Here is a 22,733-nt window from a genome sequence, read left to right on the forward strand (position 1 = left end):
GCACCCCGCTTATCCTCTGTGGGAGCCGGCTTGCCGGCGATGGACCGCACGGCTATCTCAAAGCTCAGCCGCCAACCGCGACCCTTGGTTGATCGCCCGCTTGGCATCCAGCTCCGCCGCCACATCCGCGCCACCAATCAGGTGCACCGACTGCCCCGCCGCCAGCAGCCCTTCATGCAGCTCGCGCAGCGGCTCCTGCCCGGCGCAGATCACCACGTTGTCCACCGCCAGCACCTGCGGCTCGCCGTCGCCGACCCGGATGTGCAGGCCGGCGTCATCGATCCCGAGGTACTCGACGCTGTTGAGCATCTGCACGTGTTTGTTCTTCAGCCCGGTGCGGTGGATCCAGCCAGTGGTCTTGCCCAGACCATCACCGACCTTGGACTTCTTGCGCTGCAGCAGGTACACCTGCCGCGCCGGCGCATGCGGCTGGGCCTTGACCCCCGCCACGCCACCCCGCGCCTCGAGCTGGGTGTCGATGCCCCACTCCTTCCAGAAGGCATCGCGGTCCTGGCTGGTGGCCACGCCCTGGTGAACCAGGTACTCGGACACATCGAAGCCGATGCCACCGGCACCGATCACCGCAACCGCCTCGCCCACCGGCTTACGCTCAAGCAGTACATCCAGGTAGTTGAGCACCTTGGCATGCTCGACACCGGGAATGGCCGGAGTACGCGGGGCAATACCGGTGGCCAGGATGACGTCGTCATAGGCACCGTCCACCAGTGCCTGCACATCCACTCGGGTATTCAGGCGCAGGTCGACGCCGGTGCTCTGTACCTTGTTGCGGAAGTAACGCAGAGTCTCGAAGAACTCTTCCTTGCCTGGCACGCGCTTGGCAACGTTGAACTGCCCGCCGATTTCGCTGGCGGCATCGAACAATGTCACCTCATGACCGCGCTCTGCTGCGACGGTAGCCGCCGCCAGGCCAGCCGGGCCGGCGCCGACCACGGCAATGCGCTTGACGGTGCGCACCGGCAGGTAGTTGAGCTCGGTTTCATGGCAGGCGCGCGGGTTGACCAGGCAACTGGTCAGCTTGCCGCCGAAAGTGTGGTCCAGGCAGGCCTGGTTGCAGCCGATGCAGGTGTTGATGGTCTCGCTGCGCCCTGCCGCGGCCTTGTTGACGAAGTCCGGGTCGGCAAGGAAAGGCCGGGCCATCGACACCATGTCGGCATCGCCCTCGGCCAGCACCGCCTCAGCCACTTCCGGGGTGTTGATGCGGTTGGTGGTGATCAGCGGGATCCTCACCGCCCCCCGCAGCTTGGCGGTGACCTTGCTGAAAGCTGCACGCGGCACCTTGGTGGCGATGGTCGGGATACGCGCTTCGTGCCAGCCGATGCCAGTGTTGATCAGCGTGGCGCCAGCCTGCTCGATGGCCTTGGCCAGTTGCACGATCTCATCCCAAGTGCTTCCACCCTCCACCAGGTCGAGCATCGACAGGCGGAAAATGATGATGAACTCAGGCCCAACCGCATCGCGCACCCGGCTGACGATCTCCACTGCCAGGCGCATACGGTTCTCGTAGCTGCCGCCCCAACGGTCGGTACGGTGGTTGGTGTGGGCGGCGAGGAACTGGTTGATGAAATAACCTTCCGACCCCATCACCTCGACACCGTCATAGCCAGCGCGCTGCGACAGCACGGCGCAATTGACGAAGTCCGCGATCTGCTTCTCGATACCCGCCTCGTCCAGTTCCTTGGGCTTGAACGGGTTGATTGGTGCCTGGATCGCGCTCGGTGCCACCTGGCGCGGGCTGTAGGCGTAGCGCCCAGCATGCAGGATCTGCAAGCAGATCTTGCCCCCCGCGGCGTGCACCGCTTCGGTAACGATGCGGTGCTTGTCGGCTTCTTCCTCGGTGCTCAGCTTGGCCGCGCCGGAGTACACGCCACCTTCATCGTTGGGCGCGATACCGCCGGTGACCATCAGGCCGACGCCGCCCCTGGCGCGCTCGGCAAAATAGGCCGCCATACGCTCGAAACCACCTGGGCGCTCTTCGAGACCGGTGTGCATCGAGCCCATTAGGGTACGGTTGCGCAAGGTGGTGAAGCCCAGGTCGAGCGGGGCCAGCAAGTGCGGATAACGGTCGGCAGCCATGGAAAGGTTCCCCAGGTGGCGTGATCACGGAGTGCGGGTGCCTCGGCGGGCCCCGTCGTTTATGCCAGTGACATTAAACAGCCGTTTGAACGCGCTCAATGATCGAAACTGACAACTTATTGATCCTCCTGCGCAGCAGGACTACCCTAGGTGATCTTTTCTTCTAGGCGCTTTACCGCTGCATGCGAAAACTCCTGGCAAGCGCCCTGGCGCTGGTGATGATCGCCGCGCTCAGCGGCTATGTCTTCTGGACCCAACAGCGCCCGGAGGGCCATTACCTCTCCGACCTGCGCATCGAGCTGGCGCTCAACCACGGGGTACCTGGAGCGCGCGGCAACCTGCTGGGCGTCGAACCGCTGCTCTACCCCAGCGACTACCAGAACCTGCAACGCCTGCACCGCAAGCTTGCGGCCTACCTGGAGCAAGCCCGTGCCCAGGGCCTGATCGGCCCGCGCACAGTGGTGGTACTGCCAGAGCACATCGGCACCTGGCTATGGGCCCGTGGCGAGAAGAACGAGCTGTACCAGGTGACCCACAGCCGTGAAGCCGAGCAGTGGCTGGAGCTGAGCAACCCGCTGCGCTACGGGCTGGCCATGTTGCGGGCCAGCGGCGATGACCGCCGCGCCGATGCACACTTGCGCATGAAGGCCAAGCAGATGGCCAGCGACTACCAGCAACTGTTCGGCGGCCTCGCCCGGGAGTTCGGTGTCACCCTGGTGGCCGGCTCCATCGTGTTGCCCGCCCCCTATGTCGAACAGGGCGTACTGCATGCCGGCAGTGGCCCGCTGTTCAACAGCAGCCTGGTGTTTGCCGCCGATGGCTCGCTGCTGGGCCAGCCTCAGCGCCAGCAGTACCCCGACAGCGAAGTACGACGCTACATCCACCATGGCCGGCATTTCCCGCTGCAGGTGGTGCAGACACCGGCCGGGCGCCTCGGTGTGCTGATCGGCAGCGACAGCTGGTATCCGGAGAACCAGCACCAACTGGAGCAACAACAGGTACAACTGGTGGCCAATCCGGTGTTTCTCAGCGGCAAAGGCAGCTGGGAAGCACCTTGGCGTGGCAATCGGCACCAGGACGCCGCTGCCGAGCTGGCACTGCAACGTGGCGAAGTCAGCGAACAAACGGCCTGGCAACGCCTCACCCAGGCCGCAGGAAGCCAGGTGAGCAGCATGAGCGTATTCATGCGCGGGCAGTTCTGGGAGCAGGGCAGCGACGGTCAGGGCTTTGCCCACCAGGCCGGCGAGCTGCTGGCCGGCCCGCCCAGCCATGGCGCGCGCCTGCTGAACCTGTGGTTGTAGGTCGATGGCCCGCCCCCGCGTGCGCCTGGGCGACCTGTCGGTAGGGTTCGTCCAGCCTCTGGCCGAAGCCCTGCACGACCTGGGCCACGATCCGGCCCCACTGCTGCGCCGGTATGGGCTGGACGCCACCCGCCTGGCCGAAGCCGGCGCGCGCTTGTCCATTCCCCGCTACATGCACCTCGGGCATGCCGCCATCGCACTCAGTGGGCAGCCGGCGCTGGGGTTGCACATGGGGCGCCTGAGCCGCCTGGCCCAGGCCGGCCTGGCGGGCGTCACGGCAGCCCAGGCCCCTAACCTGGGCGAAGCCGCACGCACCCTGCTGCGCTTCGAACCGCTGTATGCCGCCAATTACCGTGGCCATTCGAGTTTTCTCGAGGACGCCCAGGGGGCATGGCTGCGCTTTTATTCGATCAGCCCCTATAACACCTATAACCGCTTCGTGGTCGATTCGCTGCTCGCCGGTTGGCTGGCCCAACTGGGCGCGCTGGCGGGCGGCCCGTTGCAGGCCGAACGCCTGGAGATAGAATTCGACGCCCCCGACTATGCCGGCCACTACCAGTCGCTATGCAGCAGCACCGTGCAGTTTGGCGCCAGTGGCAACCAGTTGCGCCTGAGCCGCGCCACTCTGGAGTTGCCCAACCCGCAACACTGCCCAAGCACCTGGCAGCACCTGCTGCAATTATGCGAAGCGGAAATGCTCCAGCGCACCCGGGTGCGCAGCCTGGGCGAACGCATCACTCACCTGCTCGGCCCGTTGCTGCATGGTGGACGTGAACCAGATCTGGAAGAAGTGGCGCTGCATCTGCAACTGCCCACCTGGACACTGCGGCGCAAACTGGCCGAAGAAGGCACCCGCTACCGCAGCCTGCTCAACGACACGCGCCGCGACCTGGCCGAGACCTACATCCGCGACACGGAACTGGCCTTCGGCGAGATCGCCTATCTGTTGGGATTTGCATCGGCCGAAGCCTTCCAGCGCGCATTCAAGCGCTGGACGGGCGTCACGCCGGGGGAGTTTCGCCGCAGCCAGCGGCAGGTAAGCTAAAGCTCGGTCGCGTCGTCGGCCGGCTCCGGGGTGTCCAGCTCATAGGCCTGATACTCGAGCAGCTCTTCCTGATAGTCATCCATTGCCTGCGTCCTCTTCACTCTATGTCTACATGGGTCATGCCTTCACGCTAGGCGAGCGGGATGAAGGCATGATGACAAGCTCATGAGTGATAAACGTAGCAGGTGCCAGGGAAGTTATCCCCGGCTCATCTGTAACACCGGATGTTTACAGGCGGCGCCGAGGCGTTTCACGGTGCGGGTGGCGTCGCCTCGGCAGGCTGGGCGTCCTGCTGCACCTGAATCGGCGCAGCCTCGGACGGCGGTGCAACCGGCTGCGAGCCCTGGCTGTCATCCACCTGAGGCGCTGGCGCTGCTTCGCTTGCGGGAGCAACTGATGCGGGGGCAGGTTCTGCTGCGGCAGGAGCCTCGACCACTGGCGCCGCAGGCGCAACAGGTGCCGCCGAAGCCTGCTCCGGCAGCCCGAGGTCAGGCGCCGGCTTCTCCGGCTTGGGCGCGGGCGCCTCGACCTTGGCCTTGCTGACCTTCTTCGACTTGGGCAGGTAGCTTTCCACCAGGGCGAAATAACGCTCGTAGAACTGTGGTGCGGTGACTGTCTCGCTGGCGACCTTGACCATGGAGTCGTCGCTGGAGCCGATCGGCATCGACACCGACCCCAGAATGCCTACACCCAGGCTTGCCGAGGTATTCGACTTTTTCAGCGCATAACGATCCTGCAGGGCATTGGCGAACACGGTCGAGCGCTGCTCGTCACTGCTGTCGGGCGCGCAGGTCACGCTGAAGCTGATCTGCAGGTGGTTCTCGTTGTTCTGCTGGAAGCTTTTGTTACCCGCAACCTGGTTGGCGCCACTGCTGGTAATGATGTACCCCTGGCTCAACAGCGCACGGCGAGCAGCCTCGCACGAACCTGCCTCGGTGACCGGGAAGCTGCGCGAATAGGTGCCCGAGTCATCGAAGTTCTCATGCTCGTAGATCGCAGTTTTTTTCGAGGAGCAACCGGTCACGCCCGCCAGCACCAGGGCCAGCCCGAGCGCACCAAAGACGGATGATCTGGTCATTGCGAATTCCGGATATGTCGAGAGGTGCCTATTGTGCATCACCACACCCGCACACTGAAACCGTTCATCAGTGAAGAGTCTGTCAGCTTCGTGTAAAAGTGCCTTTCGCGGAGCCGGAAACGAAAAAAGCGACCCTAAGGTCGCTTTCTCGTTGTGCTTCGAGGCGTTCAAGGGGCCTCGAGGCGAAGATGGCGCAGCGGACGGGACTCGAACCCGCGACCCCCGGCGTGACAGGCCGGTATTCTAACCGACTGAACTACCGCTGCGTATCATCCAGGCTTGCGCCCGGTTGAAACCTGGGTCTACCCTTCCGGCGCCAAGGCCTCAGGGCAGGCACAAAAAAAGCGAAACCTGTTCGCTTCCTTTGTGTGTGCATCGAGGCGTTCATGGGGCCTCGAAGCAAAGATGGCGCAGCGGACGGGACTCGAACCCGCGACCCCCGGCGTGACAGGCCGGTATTCTAACCGACTGAACTACCGCTGCGTATCGTTCAGGCTTTCGCCCGATTGAAACTGGGTCAGCCTTCGGCATGTTTGCCGTTGGCTTCAGACCGGTGCCAGGCACCCATCTGATACTGAAAATGGCGCAGCGGACGGGACTCGAACCCGCGACCCCCGGCGTGACAGGCCGGTATTCTAACCGACTGAACTACCGCTGCGCAGTGTGGACTTACGTCCTGTTCCTCTCTGGCCGTTGGCTTCTTTCGAAACCGCTTGCGTCAGGAACAACCTCAGGAAGTGGTGGGTGATGACGGGATCGAACCGCCGACCCTCTGCTTGTAAGGCAGATGCTCTCCCGGCTGAGCTAATCACCCTCGCGATGTTGCTTGTTGCGTTTGCTTCGCTGAGGCCGCGAAATTTACGCAGGTGCCGATGCTAAGTCAATAGCCCCGTTGGATTTTTTTTGAAAAGGCGTGAAAAGATGGGCTTGGCTTGACGTTTGTGGTGATGCGCAGATCGAGCGCCGCGCGGGCGGTGCTCGATCTCGATCACACCGCAAAGTCAACGGCGAACACCAACGACTCAGGTGTAGATCATCTTGCGGGTCATGCCGCCATCGACCACGAATTCCTGGCCGGTGACGAACGCCGCCTGGCGTGACAGCAACCAGGCCACCATGGCCGCCACATCCTCCACGGTCCCCACCCTGCCCGTCGGATGCTGGGCATGATCGGCCTCGGTCAACGGTTCGGCACGGCGCTGGGACGGATCACGCGCATCGATCCAGCCCGGGCTCACCGCATTTACGCGAATCTCTGGGCCAAGGCTCATGGCCAGCGCATGGGTCAAGGCCACCAGGCCGCCCTTGCTCGCCGCATAGGCCTCGGTGTCCGGTTCGGACTGGCGGGCGCGGGTGGAGGTCAGGTTGACGATCGCGCCATTGTGCGCGCGCAGGTACGGCGCGCAATGCTTGGCCAACAGCATCGGGCCATTGAGGTTGACCGCCAGCACCCGGTTCCATTGGGCCAGGCTCAGGCTTTCCAGGGTCTGGTTGTGCGGGTTGGCAATGGCCGCGTTGCAAACCAGCGCATCCAACCGCCCGAACTGCCCGAGCACCTGCGACACACCAGCACTGACCTGAGCTTCATCGGCCACATCCATGGTGATGAACCAGGCGTTGTCACCCAGGGCCTTGGCCACCTTGGCACCACGCGGGCGGTCAAGGTCGCTGAGCACAACCTGCCAGCCTTCGCAGATCAGCCAGGCGGCGATACCCAGGCCGATGCCGCGCGCGGCACCGGTTACCAGGGCAACCCGGCCATTATGGCCCGGCGCGCCACCCTTCCAGTCGATCACAGTACGGCCAACCCACGAGCCAGGTCCGCCTTCAGGTCGGCCACGTCTTCGAGGCCGACGGCAACACGGATCAGGCTGTCACGAATGCCCGCAGCCTCACGTTCCTGCGGCGTCAGGCGGCCGTGGGAAGTGGTGGCCGGGTGGGCGATGGTGGTCTTGCTGTCACCCAGGTTGGTGGTGATGGAAATGACCCGCGTGGCATCGATGAAGCGCCAGGCGCCCTCTTTGCCACCCTTGACCTCGAAGCTCACCACTGCACCGAAACCGCTCATCTGGCGCTTGGCCAGTTCGTGCTGCGGGTGGCTTGGCAGGCCGGCGTAATGCACCTTCTCCACGCCTTCCTGCTGCTCAAGCCATTCGGCAAGCAACTGGGCGCTCTCGCAGTGCGCACGCATGCGCAGCTTCAGGGTTTCAAGGCCTTTGGTGAAGATCCAGGCATTGAACGGGCTGAGCGTAGGGCCAGCGGTGCGCAGGAAGCCCACCACTTCTTTCATCTGCTCGGCGCGCCCTGCGACCACACCGCCCATGCAACGGCCCTGGCCGTCGATGAACTTGGTGGCCGAATGGAACACGATATCGGCACCCAGCTTGAGCGGCTGCTGCAAGGCCGGGGTGCTGAAGCAGTTGTCGACCACCAGCATGGCGCCACGGGCATGGGCGATCTCGCTGAGCGCGGCGATATCGACCAACTCGGCCAGCGGGTTGGACGGCGACTCGACGACCAGCAGCTTGGTGTTGGCCTTGATGGCCTTTTCCCAACCGTTGAGGTCGACCAGCGGCACGTAGTCAACCTGCACGCCAAAGCGCTTGAAGTACTTCTCGAACAGGCTGATGGTCGAGCCGAACACGCTCTGCGACACCAGTACATGGTCGCCCGCGCTGCACAGCGACATCACCACGGCCAGCAGTGCTGCCATGCCGGTGGACGTCGCCACGGCCTGCTCGGCACCTTCCATGGCCGCCAGGCGCTCTTCGAAGACACGCACCGACGGGTTGGTGTAACGCGAATAGACATTGCCCGGCGTTTCGCCGGCAAAACGCGCAGCCGCATCGGCGGCCGTGCGGAACACGTAGCTGGAGGTCAGGAACAGCGCTTCGCTGTGCTCCGCCTCCGGTGAACGGCTTTGACCGGCGCGCACCGCCAGGGTGTCGAAACCGACACCCTCGAGGTCACTGTCCAGTCGCCCGGCATCCCATTGATCCGTCATGCCGCTGCTCCCTGATCAGTTGTTGTAGAGGTCGATGATTGCGCTGACGGCCTGATTCTTCACCTTGGCCAGGTCGTTACGGGCCTGCTCGATGCGATCGAGGTAGGCTTCGTCGATGTCGCCAGTGACGTATTCACCGTTGAACACCGCGCAATCGAAATGCTCGATCTTGATCTTGCCGCCACCGACCGAGTCGATCAGGTCTGGCAGGTCCTGGTAGACCAGCCAGTCGGCGCCGATCAACTCGGCCACCTGTTCGGTGGTGCGGTTGTGGGCGATCAGTTCGTGAGCGCTCGGCATGTCGATGCCGTAGACGTTGGGGTAGCGCACCGCGGGGGCCGCGGAGCAGAAGTAGACGTTCTTGGCACCGGCTTCCCGGGCCATCTGGATGATCTGCTTGCAAGTGGTGCCGCGCACGATCGAGTCGTCGACCAGCATCACGTTCTTGCCGCGGAACTCCAGCTCGATGGCGTTGAGCTTCTGGCGTACCGACTTCTTGCGCGCAGCCTGGCCGGGCATGATGAAGGTGCGGCCGATGTAGCGGTTCTTGACGAAGCCTTCGCGGAACTTGACGCCCAGGCGGTTGGCCAGCTCGAGTGCGGCAGTACGGCTGGTGTCCGGGATCGGGATGACCACATCGATGTCGTGTTCCGGGCGCTCGCGCATGATCTTGTCGGCGAGCTTCTCACCCATGCGCAGACGTGCCTTGTACACCGAGATACCGTCGATGATCGAGTCAGGGCGGGCCAGGTAGACGTGTTCGAAGATGCAAGGCTGCAGTTTCGGGCTTTGCGCGCACTGCTTGGTGTACAGCTGGCCTTCTTCGGTGATGTACACCGCTTCGCCCGGCGCGAGGTCGCGGATCAGGGTGAAACCGAGCACGTCCAGGGCCACGCTTTCCGAGGCGATCATGTATTCCACGCCTTCGTCGGTGTGACGCTGGCCGAACACCACCGGGCGGATACCGTTGGGGTCACGGAAGCCCACGATGCCGTAGCCGGTGACCATTGCCACCACGGCATAGCCACCCACGCAGCGGCTGTGCACGTGGGAGACCGCAGCGAACACGTCTTCTTCGGTCGGCTGCAGCTTGCCACGCACGGCCAGCTCATGGGCGAACACGTTCAGCAGCACTTCCGAGTCGGAATTGGTGTTGACGTGGCGCAGGTCGGATTCGTAGATCTCCTTGGCCAGCTGCTCGACGTTGGTCAGGTTACCGTTGTGCGCCAGGGTGATGCCGTACGGCGAGTTGACGTAGAACGGCTGGGCTTCGGCCGAGGTGGAGCTGCCCGCAGTCGGGTAGCGCACGTGACCGATACCCATGTGGCCTACCAGGCGCTGCATGTGGCGCTGCTGGAAGACGTCGCGCACCAGGCCATTATCCTTGCGCAGGAACAACCGGCCGTCGTGGCTGGTCACGATACCGGCAGCGTCCTGGCCGCGGTGCTGGAGGACCGTAAGCGCGTCATACAGCGCCTGATTGACGTTCGACTTACCGACGATACCGACGATGCCACACATGCGACGCAACCCCTACATTGATGAAACTTGAACGAAAGGTACTCAAGGCTTTGCAGGCCCGAGCAACTGTTCCTTGAACGGAAGATCAGCCGGAGTGCTGATCACCCCACTGGACATCCACTGGCTGGTGAAACCCAGGATCAGGTTCTTCGACCAGTCAGCGACCAATAGAAATTGTGGTATCAGGCGTGATTCCTGCCACCAGGTATCTTGTTGCACCGGCCCCAGGCTGAGCAGGCCGATGGCCACCACTACCAGCAAGGCACCGCGCGCGGCGCCGAAGGCCATGCCGAGGAATCGATCGGTGCCGGACAGCCCGGTCACGCGGATCAGTTCACCGACCAGGAAATTGACCATCGCGCCCACCAACAGGGTGGCGACGAACAGAATGGCGCAGCCGGCGATGATGCGCATCGACGGGGTCTGGATATAGCTTTCAAGGTACACCGAGAGCGACCCGCCGAACATCCAGGCAACCGCACCGGCAATGATCCAGATGAGCAGGGACAAGGCTTCCTTGACGAAGCCGCGCTTGAGACTGATCAGTGTGGAAACGGCGATGATCGCGATGATCGCCCAATCAACCCAGGTAAATGCCACGGTGCTGCCTGCAGACGTTTGAGGCGGCGCATTTTACCAGAGCGGCGGGCCGGGGGTAAGCAGAATGTCAGGTCGTTTGGCGGAGCCGCTTTTGCGGCGCAGGCCCGCTCCCACGGGCTTTTCGTGGACTCTGAAGTCAAGAAAACCCCAATGGAAGCGACGTTGTGGCCATAGGCCTCAAGCCTCAGCCGCGCTCCGGCTGGAAGCGCACCACAAAGCCCTTGAGGTTCTGCTGCCGATTGATCACATCCCGCAGCTTCTCGGCCTCGGCACGCTCGATCAGCGGCCCGACATACACCCGATTCATGCCACCAGCCGAACGGATATAAGCGTTGTAGCCCTGACTGCGCAGGGTCTTCTGCAGGCTTTCGGCACCGGCACGGTTGGACAGGCTGGCCAACTGGATCGACCAGCTCACCGGCAAGCCGTTGGCGTCGATCTTCGACGGCGCGCTGGCGGTGGCGGCCGGCGCGGGCGTCGCAGCTGGGCGAGTTTCGACCTTGGCCGCCGGGGCAGGTGTCGAGGCCGCTGTCGGCACCGGCGTCTGCGGCTTGGGCTGAACCTGCGCCTGGGTCTGGGCCTGCGGCGATGGCGTGATCGGCTGGCTGGGCGTTGCCACCGGCGCGGTGGATTCGTTGACCACCACCGGCGGCTGTTGCGGCTCCTCCGGCAGCGGCTGCGGCTCGGGCACTGCAACCGGCTCAACCTTGACCTCGGGCAGCGTCGGCATCGCCGGGGCCTGTGGGGCGTCGACGCGCACCTGGCGCATCTCGTCCTCGCGGGTGAACAGCATCGGCAGGAAGATCACCGCCAGCGCCACCAGCACCAACGCACCCACCATGCGCTGTTTCATCCCTTTATCCAGCACTGCCATTTACTCACCCCTCCAGGGCCTGCCGCTCCAGCCACTCCAGGGCCTGGGCGACACAGAAAAACGAACCGAACAGCAGGATCTGGTCATCCGCCGTCGCCTGCGCGCATTGCCCTTCGAGGGCGGCGTCGACGCTGGCATAAGACTTCACCGCGGCACCGCAGTTCGTCAAGGCACTGGCCAGCTCGGCAGCCGGACGGCTGCGCGGCGTGTCCAGCGGTGCCACAGCCCAGTCGTCTACCAGCGCCTGCAACGGCGCGATGACGCCCTCCAGGTCCTTGTCGGCGAGCAGGCCGAACACCGCCAGGCGGCGGCCTTTCAGCGGGCGTGACGACAGGCGACGCGCCAGGTACTGCGCAGCATGAGGGTTGTGCCCAACATCCAGCATCAGATCCACGCGCTTGCCCTGCCAGTTCACCGTACGCCGATCCAGACGCCCAGTGATGCGGGTAGCCAGCAATGCCTGGCGCAATTGCCCGGCATCCCAAGGCAGGCCCATCAGCAGGTAGGCTTGAAGCGCCAGTGCGGCGTTTTCCATCGGCAGGTCGAGCAATGGCAAGTCGCGCAGTTGCACCGGGGTGCCATCCAGTGCGACGCCACGCCAGTGCCAGACGCCTTCGGTGCTTTCCAGGTCGAAGTCACGCCCGCGCAGGAACAACGGGGCAGCCAGCTCGCGCGCCTTGTCCAGCAACGGCTGGGGCGGATCGAGGTCACCGCACAGCGCCGGCTTGCCCTGGCGGAAGATGCCGGCCTTCTCGAAAGCCACCAACTCGCGGGTATCGCCCAGATAATCGATATGGTCGACGCCGATACTGGTCACCAGGGCCAGGTCGGCATCGACCACGTTGACGGTATCGAGGCGACCGCCAAGGCCCACTTCGAGCACTACGGCATCCAGCTTCGACTGGTAGAACAACCAGAACGCCGCCAAGGTGCCCATCTCGAAATAGGTCAGGGAAATCTCGCCACGCGCCGCCTCGACGGCGGCAAAGGCCTCGCACAGGCGTTCGTCGCTGGCTTCATGGCCGTCGATCAGCACCCGCTCGTTGTAGCGCAGCAGGTGAGGCGAACTGTACACGCCTACCTTCAAGCCCTGAGCACGCAGCATCGAGGCCACGAATGCACAGGTCGAACCCTTGCCGTTGGTGCCGGTAACGGTCACCACACGCGGCGCCAACTTGCCCAGCGCCAGCCGGGCAAGTACCTTCTGCGACCGCTCCAGGCCCATGTCGATGGCCGACGGATGCAGCTGTTCGAGGTAGGCGAGCCATTCGCCCAGGCTACGCTCCGTCATCACGCGACCGCAGCCGCCTCACGCGCCTGCACTGGCGTTTCCTGACCGGTCATCTGCGCCAGCAGGCGGGCCAAGCGCGGGCGCAGCTCGCCACGGGAAATGATCAGGTCGATGGCGCCATGCTCCAGCAGGAACTCACTACGCTGGAAGCCTTCTGGCAGTTTTTCGCGCACGGTCTGCTCGATCACGCGCGGGCCGGCGAAGCCGATCAGCGCCTTCGGCTCACCGACGATGACGTCGCCCAGCATTGCCAAGCTGGCGGAAACACCACCGTAGACCGGGTCGGTCAGCACGGAGATGAAGGGGATGCCTTCTTCACGCAGGCGCGCCAGCACGGCCGAAGTCTTGGCCATCTGCATCAGCGAGATCAGCGCTTCCTGCATGCGCGCACCGCCGGAAGCCGAGAAGCAGACCATCGGGCAACGGTTTTCCAGGGCATAGTTGGCGGCGCGAACGAAGCGCTCACCGACGATTGCACCCATGGAGCCGCCCATGAACGAGAATTCGAAGGCGCTGACCACGATCGGCATGCCCATCAGGGTACCGCTCATGGAAATCAGCGCGTCCTTCTCACCGGTCTGCTTCTGCGCAGCGGTCAGGCGGTCCTTGTACTTCTTGCCGTCACGGAACTTCAGGCGGTCGACCGGCTCCAGCTCGGCGCCCAGTTCGGCACGGCCTTCCTCATCGAGGAAGATATCGATACGCGCACGTGCGCCGATTCGCATGTGGTGGTTGCACTTGGGGCAGACATCCAGGGTCTTTTCCAGCTCCGGACGATACAGCACGGCCTCGCAGGATGGGCACTTGTGCCACAAACCTTCTGGCACCGAACTCTTCTTCACCTCGGAACGCATGATCGAAGGGATCAGTTTGTCGACTAACCAGTTGCTCATGCTTTATTTCTCCAGTATTGGCGGGCGGGGACCGATCTGGCCGGCCATGCCCTGCCCTTTGAGCTCAAATTCTTTTATGAAACGATGACGGCCCGGTCGCAGGGGCTGCCTGCGCAGCGCGCCGTCTTCAATATGTGCGTCGGCTGCCCGGCATACCGGCAGCCACCCCGCAGGGTTGCGATAGGTATGGACGATGGCGCGCAGCCAGCCGTCACATCTGGCATCACGCCTGTTTCACCGCACGCATGAACGCCTCGATCCTGGCGGCATCCTTGATGCCTTTGGCCTGCTCCACGCCGCCGCTGACATCCACCGCATAAGGCCGCACCTGGGCAATTGCCTGGCCAACGTTATCCGCTGACAAGCCACCGGCAAGAATGATCGGCTTGCTCAGCCGCGCCGGCACCAGCGACCAGTCGAAGGCCTCGCCGGTCCCCCCTGGCACGCCGGCCACATAAGTGTCGAGCAGGATGCCGCGGGCGCCTGCATAAAGCTGGCAGGCAGCTTCCAGATCGTCACCGGGGCGTACGCGCAGCGCCTTGATCCAGGGGCGATGGTAGCCCTCGCAATCGGCCGGGGTTTCATCGCCGTGGAACTGTAGCAGGTCCAGTGGCACCACTTCGAGAATCTCGTTCAGCTCGCAGCGCGAGGCATTGACGAACAAGCCGACAGTGGTCACGAACGGCGGCAGCTCGGCGATGATCGCCCGCGCCTGGCGCACGTCAACGGCACGCGGGCTCTTGGCGTAGAAGACGAAGCCGATGGCATCGGCACCAGCCTCGGCAGCGGCCAGCGCGTCCTCGATACGGGTGATGCCGCAGATCTTGCTGCGTACGTTGCTCATGGACTGCGAACCCTGAGTGGACAGTGAAAGGCCCGATGGTAGCAAATGCCTTTTCGCCCGTCAGTCCGCCAATGCTTCGTAGCCGGTCAGAAAGTGTGGGCCAATGTAACGCTGCGGCAGCTGGAACTCTTCCGGGTACTCCACCTGCACCAGATACAGGCCATAGGGGTGAGCCGTGACCCCGCCTTCACGGCGGTTGCGCCCTTCCAGCACCTCCCAGGCCCAACTTGCAGGGCGCTCACCAGCACCGATGGTCATCAGCACCCCGGCGATATTGCGCACCATGTGATGGAGGAACGCGGTGGCACGCACGTCCAGCACGATCATCTGGCCATGGCGGGTGACGCGCAGGTGATGGATGTGCTTGATCGGCGACTTGGCCTGGCACTGGCTGGCACGGAAGGCGCTGAAGTCGTGGGTGCCGAGCAGGTACTGCGCCGCTTCGGCCATGCGCTGGACATCCAGCGGGCGATGGTTCCAGGTCACCTCTTCGGCCAGGTGCGCCGGGCGGATCGGGTCGTTGTAGATGACGTAGCGATAGCGCCGAGCGCAGGCCTTGAAGCGGGCGTGGAAGTCTGCCGGCATCGGCCGCGACCAGACCACGCTGATGTCGTGAGGCAGGTTGAAGTTGGTGCCCAAGGTCCAGGCGCGCTCGTCGCGCACGGCGCGGGTGTCGAAGTGCACGATCTGGCCGCAGCCATGTACGCCAGCATCGGTGCGGCCGGCGCACACCACGCTGATCGGCTCGTTGGCCACTTTCGACAGCGCTTGTTCCAGCGCCTGCTGGACACTGGGCACACCGCTGGCCTGGCGCTGCCAGCCGCGGTAACGCGAGCCCTTGTATTCCACGCCCAGGGCGATGCGGGTGAAGCCTTCGGCGGCGGATTCGGAAGGGGCGGTGTCGATGATGTCCAAGCGTGGAAACCTGTTGGGGCAATACGGAATGGCGGGATTATAACGACAACGGCAGCCTTGTTGGGCTGCCGTTGGTTTTACCCCGTGAGAGGGCTGCCAGGAAAACCTCAGACCAGCCGGGACAGCATCTCCTCGGCTTCCTGACGCTGGGTGTCATCGCCATCCTTGACCACTTCATCGAGGATGTCGCGTGCGCCCTGGTGGTCACCCATGTCGATGTAGGCGCGTGCCAGGTCGAGCTTGGTGGCCACTTCATCGCTGCCGGAGAAGAAATCGAAGTCCAGGTCGTCCAGCGGCTCTGGCTCCTGGGCCGCGTCAGCAGCAGTGAAGTGCGGCTCCAGCGACGGCGACTCAAGGCTCTGCGACAGCTTGTCCAGCTCAGCGTTGACGTCGCTCAGTTCCGAGGCAAAGCTCTTGGCGGCTGGCGACTGGTCATCCAGCGACAGTGACAGGTCGAAGTCGTCTGGCAGCTCCAGCTCGGATATCGGATCGAATTCCGGGATCGCGTCGAAGGCGGCGAGTTCGGCAGCTACGTCTACAGGCTCCTCAGGTACTTCAGCCGGGCTGACTGGTTCGCCGACATCCAGGTCGAAATCGGCCAGGTCATCGATGCTTTGCGGTTCGGCCTGGGCCTGTGCCAGCAAGGCTTCGAAGTCTTCATCGGCATCGGTCTGGGGGGCGGCGCCAGCGTCGGCCACAGGCTCCGACACAGGCGCCTCATCCAACATCGGCGGCTCGAGCGGGTCGCTTTCCGGCAGTTCATCGCCCAGGCTCAGGTCGAAGGCGCTGTCCAGGTCGTTGTCATCCAGCACCGAAGTCTCGACGAAGGCCTCGGCAGCCGCATCGAGGTCTGGCTCAGGCACTTCGACTTCGGGCTCAGGCACCTCAATTTCCGGCTCAGGCGCCTCCAGGTCGAGCTCAGCCGCTGGTTCATCGAACGCAGCCGATTCGGCCTCGGTGACCGGTTGCACGGCAGGTTCGGCTTCAGCCGGCGCTTCGGGTTTATCCTCCAGCAGCTCCTGGACGTACTGTTGATCCATCTCTGCGGCCAGCGCTGCAGCTCCCAGACCGGCGGCGGCGAGGCCGAGCATGGCCGGGAAGCGCTCTTTCAGCGCACTGACTTGCGCGGTGTTCCCTTCGTTTTGCGCAAGCTTGCGCTCCTGTTCGACGAAGGCACTCTGGTCGCCTTGACGGGCATACACTTCCATCAGCTTCAAGCGCAGGCCATCTTGCTCAGGCTGGGCGGCAACCGCCGTTTCCAGCAGGTCGGCGGCATGATTGAGCCGGCCGCGGGCCAGGCTCTGCTCCACTTCAGCCAACAACTCGGCATTGGCATCCTGCGTGGGAGCCACAGGAGCCGGCGCTGCAGGTTTCTCGGCGGCAACCGCCGCCGCTGCCGAAGCCGCCACAACGGCTGGCGACAGGGTCACGCTCGGCGCAGAAACGTCCAGTTCGTCGAAGCTGCTCGGTGGCAAGTCGAGGTCGGGGCTACGCTCGCCCTCCTCGGACAATGCTCGCGCCATGCGCAGGTGCTTTTCAGCCTCCTGCTGGGCTTTGCGCTTGCGTGCCAGCAGCAACAACAGAAGCAGCAGCACCAGGAATGCAGAGCCGGCGATCAGGCCAAGCACCACCGGGTTGCCCAGCATCTCGTCCAGGGCGCTTGGCTGCTGGGCCGCAGGTGCGGGTTGGGTGACCGGAGCGGCTTCAGGTGCGGTGTCGACGGCGGCGGGTGGCGGAGCGACAACAGGCTCGGCCGGTTGTGCCGAGGCAGCGTCGGCCGGCTGGGCAGGGTTCGCTTCGCCCGGCAGGGCCGCTGCTGCCGGCGTCTCGCCAGCCGCACCCTGGGCTTCAAGGCGGGCGAGCTGGTCGTTCTTCAACTGGATCAACTTCTGCAGCTTGTCGAGCTGGCTCTGCAGGTCGGTCATCCGGCTCTTGAGTTCTTCATTGTCACGACGGCTGGTATCCAGGCTTTCCTGGGCGACGGCCAGCTTGTCGTTGATCGCCTTGGCATTGCCAGCGCCCGCCTGATTGCCCGGGCTGACCAAGCGCAGGTTGTCGCCCTGGGCAATACGCTCGGGTGCCGCATCAGCCGCCCCGCGACGGGTAGCATCGAGCTGCCGCGCGCGCGGGCCCAGGCGCCGGCCTTCACGCCAGGCCGCATACTGCTCGGCCACTTCGCGATTGGCCTCACCCTGGGGGACGCTCTGGATCTGCTGCTGGTCGGGCAGGCGCAGCACCTGGCCCACCTTCAACTGGTTGATGTTGTTGCCGATGAACGCATCCGGGTTCAGCGCCTGGATGGCGATCATGGTCTGCTGCACCGAACCGCCACCCTGGGTGTTGCGTGCAGCAATCTGCCACAAGGTATCTCGGCGCTTGGTGGTGTAGCTGCCAGCGTTGCTGACCGCCGGGGTGACATTGGCTGCCGCAGGTTGCTGGCCCTGGGCCTTGGCCTGATCGAGCAGCACGCTGTAATCACGCAGCAGGCGGCCCTGGGGCCACATCACCTGAACCAGGAATTTGACCACCGTGCCTGGCAACGGCTGGCTGGAGGTGACCCGCAGCACGCTCTTGCCGTTAGGGTTGATCACCGGGGTGAAGGTCAGGTCTTCGAGATAGGTCGGATACGCCACCCCGGCCTTGCTGAACTCTTCCGGCGGCGCCAGGCTCGGCGCCACTTCGGCAGCGGTCAGGTCGCGCACATCGAGCAATTCGATCTCGGCGTCCAGCGGCTGGTTCTGTGCCGACTTGAGCGTCAGCTCACCCAACCCCAGGGCATTCGCCATGCCAGACGACAGCGCCGACGCTGCCGCCACGGCCAGAACCAGTTTGCGAATTCGAAGCATGACCTCTTCCCTTGTATGAATCGTCCCGGAAACCTGCAGGCAGAGCGGGACAAAAGTGCTCGCCAGTATCTTTTACGCTATGTGTTTAATCAACAATTGTGCCACCTGCACGGCATTCAGCGCGGCGCCCTTGCGCAGGTTGTCGGTGGTCAGCCAGAGGTTGAGCTGTTGCTGCTCGTCAATTCCATGGCGCACACGACCAACATAGACCACGTCTTGCCCCACTGCGTCACCAACTGGCGTTGGATAATCATCGCGTTCGACCAGTTCGACGCTGTCAGCAGCGTCGAGGGCCTGGTTGACGGCGTCCAGGTCCACCGGTGTACGGCTTTGTACCGCCACACTGAAGCTATCGCCGAAAAACACCGGGACTTGAACGCAGGTCACGGAAATCTTCAGTTCGGGCATGTTCAGCAGCACGCGTAGTTCGCCCACCAGGCGCTGCTCAAGGGCCGTATGGCCGAGCGTATCGGCGGCACCGACCTGGGCGAGCAGGTTGAAGGCTACCTGACGATCGAAGAAGCGCGGTTCCAGTGGGCGGGCGTTGAGCAGCTCGGCGGTTTGCCGGGCGAGTTCGTTGACCGCTTCGCGGCCCTGGGCTGAGACCGCCAGCGCGGCCATGACCTGCACGCGCTCGATGTCGAGCTGGCTTTTGAGAGGAGCCAGGGCGACGGCGAGGGCAACGGCGGCGGAACTCGGGCTGGCCAGGCGCGCCGGCAGCTCGAGGTTGGCGATGCGCTCGGCATTGGCTTCCGGCACCACCGCCAGGGCGTCGTCCAGGCCGCCAGAGAGATCGATGACCGTGCAACCTGCCTGTTCGGCTTTGCTGGCGAAGCTGCGGCTGACGGCTGGGCTGGCGGCGAAGAAGGCGAGTTTGACCTGGCTGAAGTCGAAGCTGTCCACTTCACGGACTTTGATCTTCTTGCCGGCGAACATCACACTACTGCCCGCCGATTCCATGCTGGCCAGCAGGTGCAGGGTTGCGACCGGGAATTGCAGTTCTTCGAGGATCTGAACGAGGGTTTCACCGACGCTACCGGTAGCGCCAATGACGGCGATGTCCAAGGGTTGGGTCATGGTGGGGATCCTTTTGCTGAAACGGCGGGGGCGGCACTTTACTTGGATTGTAGAGTTTTGTCTGTGCTGACCCAGTTGGTGATCTTGATCTTGATCTTGATCTTGCTTTTGCCCTTGCTTCTAAGCGCGCGGTAGTTCAGACAACGCAGAGTGCGACTTCAGGAGGCCGAGTGGAGGTGACTGGAGGGGGCCGGTGCGCAGCACCCTTCGGCGTCAGCCGAAGCGCGAGATGTAGACTTGCGCAGCAAGTCGTAGGCCGCGGAGCCCCCGGAAGGCACCGGAGCGAGGGGACCCCGGAGCGAAGCGCAGGGGCCGTATAATGGGAGCCTTTTTTGGTTACTTTTTGGGGCGTTTGCCAAAAAGTGACCCGCCGTAAGGGCGGAAAGGTGACTTGGCGTCGCTGCTGAAAATGGATATGTGTGCACAGCCTAGAACCACTAGATGGCTTTTGGCTTTTGGCTTTTGGCTTTTGGCGTGGGCGTCGAAACCCATAGTGGTATCCATACGCCATGGTGGCACCACTTCACCTTTTCGCCCTTACGGCGACCTACTTTTTGACTGGGCAAAAAGTAGGCAAAAACCCCGGCTGGTATGACTCACCCACATGGGTTACAAATCAGTTCACTCACATAGGTGACAGTTTTTAACTGGCAAGGTCGGTTTTCGAGGATCTGACCATGCCTTGGCGAGAGCTAACACCTATGGACCTGAAATTGCTTTTCATCGCTGACTATCTCAAGGGGCCGCCCAGCTTCAGCGCCCTGTGCCAGGCTTATGAAATAAGCCGGAAGACCGGCTACAAGTGGATCGAGCGGTATGAAAAGGAAGGCCCGGCAGGGCTGGAGGAGCACAGCCGTCGCCGATTGACTCAAGACGGCGGCATCCCTCATACCGTCCGTGAGGCAATCATTGAGCTGCGTGGCCGGGGTGAGACAGAACCTGGGCCCAAGAAAATCCAGGCTGCTTTACAGGTACGATTTCCAGATCAGGTGCCCCCGTCGAAGACGACGATCTACAACGTCCTGAAGCAAGCAGAACTCGTAAAGCCGCGCCGCCTGCGTCAGCGAGTGGCGGTTTACCCCAAGCCCCTTGAGAAAGCAGAGACGCCCAACCAGCTCTTTAGCGCCGATTACAAGGGGCAATATCTGACGGGTGCTGGAGTGTGGTGCTATCCGCTGACGATCATGGACCACGCCAGCCGCTTCTTGCTCGCGTGCCACAGCATGCCCAACACCAACTTTCAGGAAACTCAGGCGGTATTTACCAAGGTGTTCCGTGAAAATGGCTTACCCGAGCGTATTCGAACCGACAATGGCGTACCGTTTGCCAGCAAAGGGCGTGCAGGCCTTTCCCAGTTATCTATCTGGTGGCTGCGCCTAGGCATCATTCCTGAACGAATCGCACCCGGCAGGCCTGAGCAAAATGGTCGGCATGAACGTATGCATCGAACTCTTAAGAGCACTCTTCCAGCGCCACCAGCGGTAGCATGGGAAGCTCAACAGCAGCACTTTGATCGATTCGTGCAGCATTACAATCACGAGCGTTTGCACGAAGCGCTGAAACAGAAAACGCCTGCATCCTGCTATATGCCCTCACCGCGCCCGTATCCTGAAAAATTGCCTGAAATGGCCTATCCAAGTCACATTGAATGCTACCCAGCGGACAGCTGTGGCATCTTGAATCGGCGGGGTTTGAGGATTTATGTTGGCTATGTGCTCAAGCATCAGCTCATTGGGCTGGAGCTGATCGGCGATGGGGCGTGGGATGTCATTTTCGGTCCAATCATCCTCGGTCGTATCGATGAGCGAGATGCTATCGACGGCTATGTGACACTCAAGGTGTTACCTATGTGAGTGTACTTTTCTGTAACCCATGAGGGTGACCCGTACAGGCTCCCATCATCCGGCCCCTGCGCTTCGCTCCGGGGTCCCCTCGCTCCGGCGCCTTCCGGGCCCACGCGGCCTACGACTTGCTGCGCAAGTCTACATCTCGCGCCTTCGGCTTCGCCGAAGGGGTGCTTCGCACCCTGGCCCTCCAGTCACCTCCACTCGGCCTCCTGAAGTCGCACTCTGCGTTGCCTGGTCTATCGCGCACTTAGAAGCAAAAGCAAGAGCAAGAGCAAGAGCAAGAGCAAGAGCAAGAGCAAGAGCAAGAGCAAGAGCATAAAAAAACCCGCGCTGTCTCCAGCGCGGGTTTCTTCAGTATCGCAGTGCGATCAACGCTCCAGCAGAATCCGCAGCATGCGACGCAGCGGCTCGGCAGCGCCCCACAGCAGCTGGTCACCCACGGTGAACGCGCCCAGGTACTGGGAGCCCATGTTCAGCTTGCGCAGACGACCCACCGGGATGTTCAGGGTGCCGGTAACCTTGGTCGGTGCCAACTCCTGCATGCTGATCTCGCGCTGGTTCGGCACCAGCTTCACCCATGGGTTGTGCTGGCTGATCATGCCTTCGATGTCGGCCAGTGGCACGTCCTTGTTCAGCTTGATGGTCAGCGCCTGGCTGTGGCAACGCATGGCACCGATGCGCACGCAGATGCCATCGACCGGAATCGGGCTCTTGAAGCGACCAAGGATCTTGTTGGTCTCGGCCTGGGCCTTCCACTCTTCACGGCTCTGCCCGTTGGGCAGTTCCTTGTCGATCCACGGAATCAGGCTGCCGGCCAGCGGCACGCCGAAGTTCTCGATCGGGAACGCTTCACCACGCATGGCTTCGGCGACTTTGCGGTCGATGTCGAGGATGGCGCTGGCCGGGTTGGCCAGGTCATCGGCGACCGCGGCGTGGATGCCACCCATCTGCTTGATCAGCTCACGCATGTTCTGCGCGCCGGCACCGGAGGCCGCCTGGTAGGTCATGGCGCTCATCCACTCGACCAGGCCGGCTTCGAACAGGCCGCCCAGGCCCATCAGCATCAGGCTGACGGTGCAGTTGCCGCCGATGTAGTTCTTGGTACCGGCATCGAGCTGCTGGTCGATTACCTTGCGGTTGACCGGGTCGAGCACGATGACCGCGTCGTCCTGCATGCGCAGCGACGAGGCGGCGTCGATCCAGTAACCCTGCCAGCCGGCTTCGCGCAGCTTGGGGAAGACCTCGTTGGTGTAGTCGCCGCCCTGGCAGGTCAGGATCACGTCGAGGGTCTTGAGCTCTTCAATCGAATAAGCGTCCTTGAGCGGAGCAATATCCTTGCCCACGTTCGGGCCCTGGCCACCGACATTGGAGGTGGTGAAGAACACCGGCTCAATAAGGTCGAAGTCCTGCTCCTCCAGCATCCGCTGCATGAGCACGGAACCGACCATACCGCGCCAACCGATCAGACCTACACGTTTCATCGCAACTACACCTTTGCTAAAA

17 protein-coding genes and 4 tRNA genes are annotated in these 22,733 nt (G+C 63.2%); 3 read left to right on the plus strand and 18 right to left on the minus strand.

The features are described 5' to 3' along the window. Positions 1-57: 57 nt before the first annotated feature. Positions 58-2,094: an NADPH-dependent 2,4-dienoyl-CoA reductase gene (locus KU43P_RS19250; RefSeq protein WP_317659055.1), complete on the minus strand. Its 2,037-nt coding sequence runs from the start codon at positions 2,092-2,094 to the stop codon at positions 58-60. A gap of 182 nt (positions 2,095-2,276) precedes the next feature. Here KU43P_RS19250 and KU43P_RS19255 point away from each other — a divergent pair, with 182 nt between their 5' ends. Next, complete coding sequence (locus KU43P_RS19255) at positions 2,277-3,395, plus strand: nitrilase-related carbon-nitrogen hydrolase (RefSeq protein WP_317659056.1); 1,119 nt, start codon at positions 2,277-2,279, stop codon at positions 3,393-3,395. Between the two features lie 4 nt (positions 3,396-3,399). After that, positions 3,400-4,440 carry an AraC family transcriptional regulator gene (locus tag KU43P_RS19260; RefSeq protein ID WP_317659057.1) on the plus strand — a complete coding sequence of 347 codons (1,041 nt, stop codon included), beginning with the start codon at positions 3,400-3,402 and terminating at the stop codon, positions 4,438-4,440. Positions 4,441-4,690: 250 nt separating this feature from the next. Here the strand turns inward: KU43P_RS19260 and KU43P_RS19265 are convergent, their stop codons facing one another. The 16 genes from KU43P_RS19265 to KU43P_RS19340 all read right to left on the minus strand — a co-directional run bounded on the left by KU43P_RS19265 (position 4,691) and on the right by KU43P_RS19340 (position 19,383). Next, positions 4,691-5,518, minus strand: a complete 828-nt coding sequence (locus KU43P_RS19265) for a DUF2242 domain-containing protein (RefSeq protein ID WP_317659058.1) — start codon at positions 5,516-5,518, stop codon at positions 4,691-4,693. A gap of 189 nt (positions 5,519-5,707) precedes the next feature. Beyond that, a tRNA-Asp gene (locus KU43P_RS19270) sits at positions 5,708-5,784 on the minus strand. Between the two features lie 140 nt (positions 5,785-5,924). Continuing rightward, positions 5,925-6,001, minus strand: a tRNA-Asp gene (locus KU43P_RS19275). A 98-nt stretch (positions 6,002-6,099) separates the two neighbouring features. Continuing rightward, positions 6,100-6,176: transfer RNA gene (locus KU43P_RS19280), tRNA-Asp, on the minus strand. Between the two features lie 80 nt (positions 6,177-6,256). Next, positions 6,257-6,332, minus strand: a tRNA-Val gene (locus KU43P_RS19285). Positions 6,333-6,540: 208 nt separating this feature from the next. Next, on the minus strand, positions 6,541-7,314 hold the full coding sequence (locus tag KU43P_RS19290) for an SDR family oxidoreductase (RefSeq protein WP_317659059.1): 774 nt from the start codon (positions 7,312-7,314) through the stop codon (positions 6,541-6,543). Then, positions 7,311-8,522 carry an O-succinylhomoserine sulfhydrylase gene (locus KU43P_RS19295; protein WP_317659060.1) on the minus strand — a complete coding sequence of 404 codons (1,212 nt, stop codon included), beginning with the start codon at positions 8,520-8,522 and terminating at the stop codon, positions 7,311-7,313. Before KU43P_RS19295 ends, KU43P_RS19290 begins: the two co-directional genes overlap by 4 nt. 15 nt (positions 8,523-8,537) lie before the next feature. Then, positions 8,538-10,043, minus strand: coding sequence for an amidophosphoribosyltransferase (gene purF, locus KU43P_RS19300; RefSeq protein ID WP_317659061.1), 1,506 nt, complete (start codon positions 10,041-10,043; stop codon positions 8,538-8,540). Between the two features lie 42 nt (positions 10,044-10,085). Then, the gene (locus tag KU43P_RS19305) at positions 10,086-10,643 is read right to left on the minus strand and encodes a CvpA family protein (RefSeq protein WP_012313468.1); all 558 of its coding nucleotides are present in this window, start codon (positions 10,641-10,643) and stop codon (positions 10,086-10,088) included. 184 nt (positions 10,644-10,827) lie between these two features. Then, a complete protein-coding gene (locus KU43P_RS19310) occupies positions 10,828-11,517 on the minus strand; it encodes an SPOR domain-containing protein (protein ID WP_317659062.1) in 690 nt (229 codons plus the stop codon). 4 nt (positions 11,518-11,521) lie between these two features. Beyond that, positions 11,522-12,808 (minus strand): bifunctional tetrahydrofolate synthase/dihydrofolate synthase, encoded by a 1,287-nt coding sequence (gene folC, locus KU43P_RS19315; RefSeq protein ID WP_317659063.1) that lies wholly within the window; start codon positions 12,806-12,808, stop codon positions 11,522-11,524. Further along, positions 12,808-13,701 carry an acetyl-CoA carboxylase, carboxyltransferase subunit beta gene (accD, locus tag KU43P_RS19320; RefSeq protein ID WP_317659064.1) on the minus strand — a complete coding sequence of 298 codons (894 nt, stop codon included), beginning with the start codon at positions 13,699-13,701 and terminating at the stop codon, positions 12,808-12,810. Before accD ends, folC begins: the two co-directional genes overlap by 1 nt. A 223-nt stretch (positions 13,702-13,924) precedes the next feature. After that, the gene (locus tag KU43P_RS19325; RefSeq protein WP_317659065.1) at positions 13,925-14,545 is read right to left on the minus strand and encodes a phosphoribosylanthranilate isomerase; all 621 of its coding nucleotides are present in this window, start codon (positions 14,543-14,545) and stop codon (positions 13,925-13,927) included. 60 nt (positions 14,546-14,605) lie between these two features. Beyond that, the gene (truA, locus tag KU43P_RS19330; RefSeq protein WP_317659066.1) at positions 14,606-15,460 is read right to left on the minus strand and encodes a tRNA pseudouridine(38-40) synthase TruA; all 855 of its coding nucleotides are present in this window, start codon (positions 15,458-15,460) and stop codon (positions 14,606-14,608) included. Positions 15,461-15,567: 107 nt separating this feature from the next. Next, positions 15,568-18,306: a FimV/HubP family polar landmark protein gene (locus tag KU43P_RS19335; RefSeq protein WP_317659067.1), complete on the minus strand. Its 2,739-nt coding sequence runs from the start codon at positions 18,304-18,306 to the stop codon at positions 15,568-15,570. 72 nt (positions 18,307-18,378) lie between these two features. After that, positions 18,379-19,383, minus strand: a complete 1,005-nt coding sequence (locus KU43P_RS19340) for an aspartate-semialdehyde dehydrogenase (protein WP_317659068.1) — start codon at positions 19,381-19,383, stop codon at positions 18,379-18,381. A gap of 677 nt (positions 19,384-20,060) precedes the next feature. On the opposite strand from KU43P_RS19340, the gene KU43P_RS19345 reads away from it, so the two are divergent. Next, positions 20,061-21,236 carry an IS481 family transposase gene (locus KU43P_RS19345; protein ID WP_317658136.1) on the plus strand — a complete coding sequence of 392 codons (1,176 nt, stop codon included), beginning with the start codon at positions 20,061-20,063 and terminating at the stop codon, positions 21,234-21,236. Between the two features lie 362 nt (positions 21,237-21,598). Here KU43P_RS19345 and asd read toward each other — a convergent pair whose 3' ends face one another. Next, positions 21,599-22,711 (minus strand): aspartate-semialdehyde dehydrogenase, encoded by a 1,113-nt coding sequence (gene asd / locus KU43P_RS19350; RefSeq protein ID WP_317659069.1) that lies wholly within the window; start codon positions 22,709-22,711, stop codon positions 21,599-21,601. Positions 22,712-22,733: the final 22 nt, after the last annotated feature.

The sequence above is a fragment of the Pseudomonas sp. KU43P genome, from assembly GCF_033095865.1.
Classification (GTDB): Bacteria; Pseudomonadota; Gammaproteobacteria; order Pseudomonadales; family Pseudomonadaceae; genus Aquipseudomonas.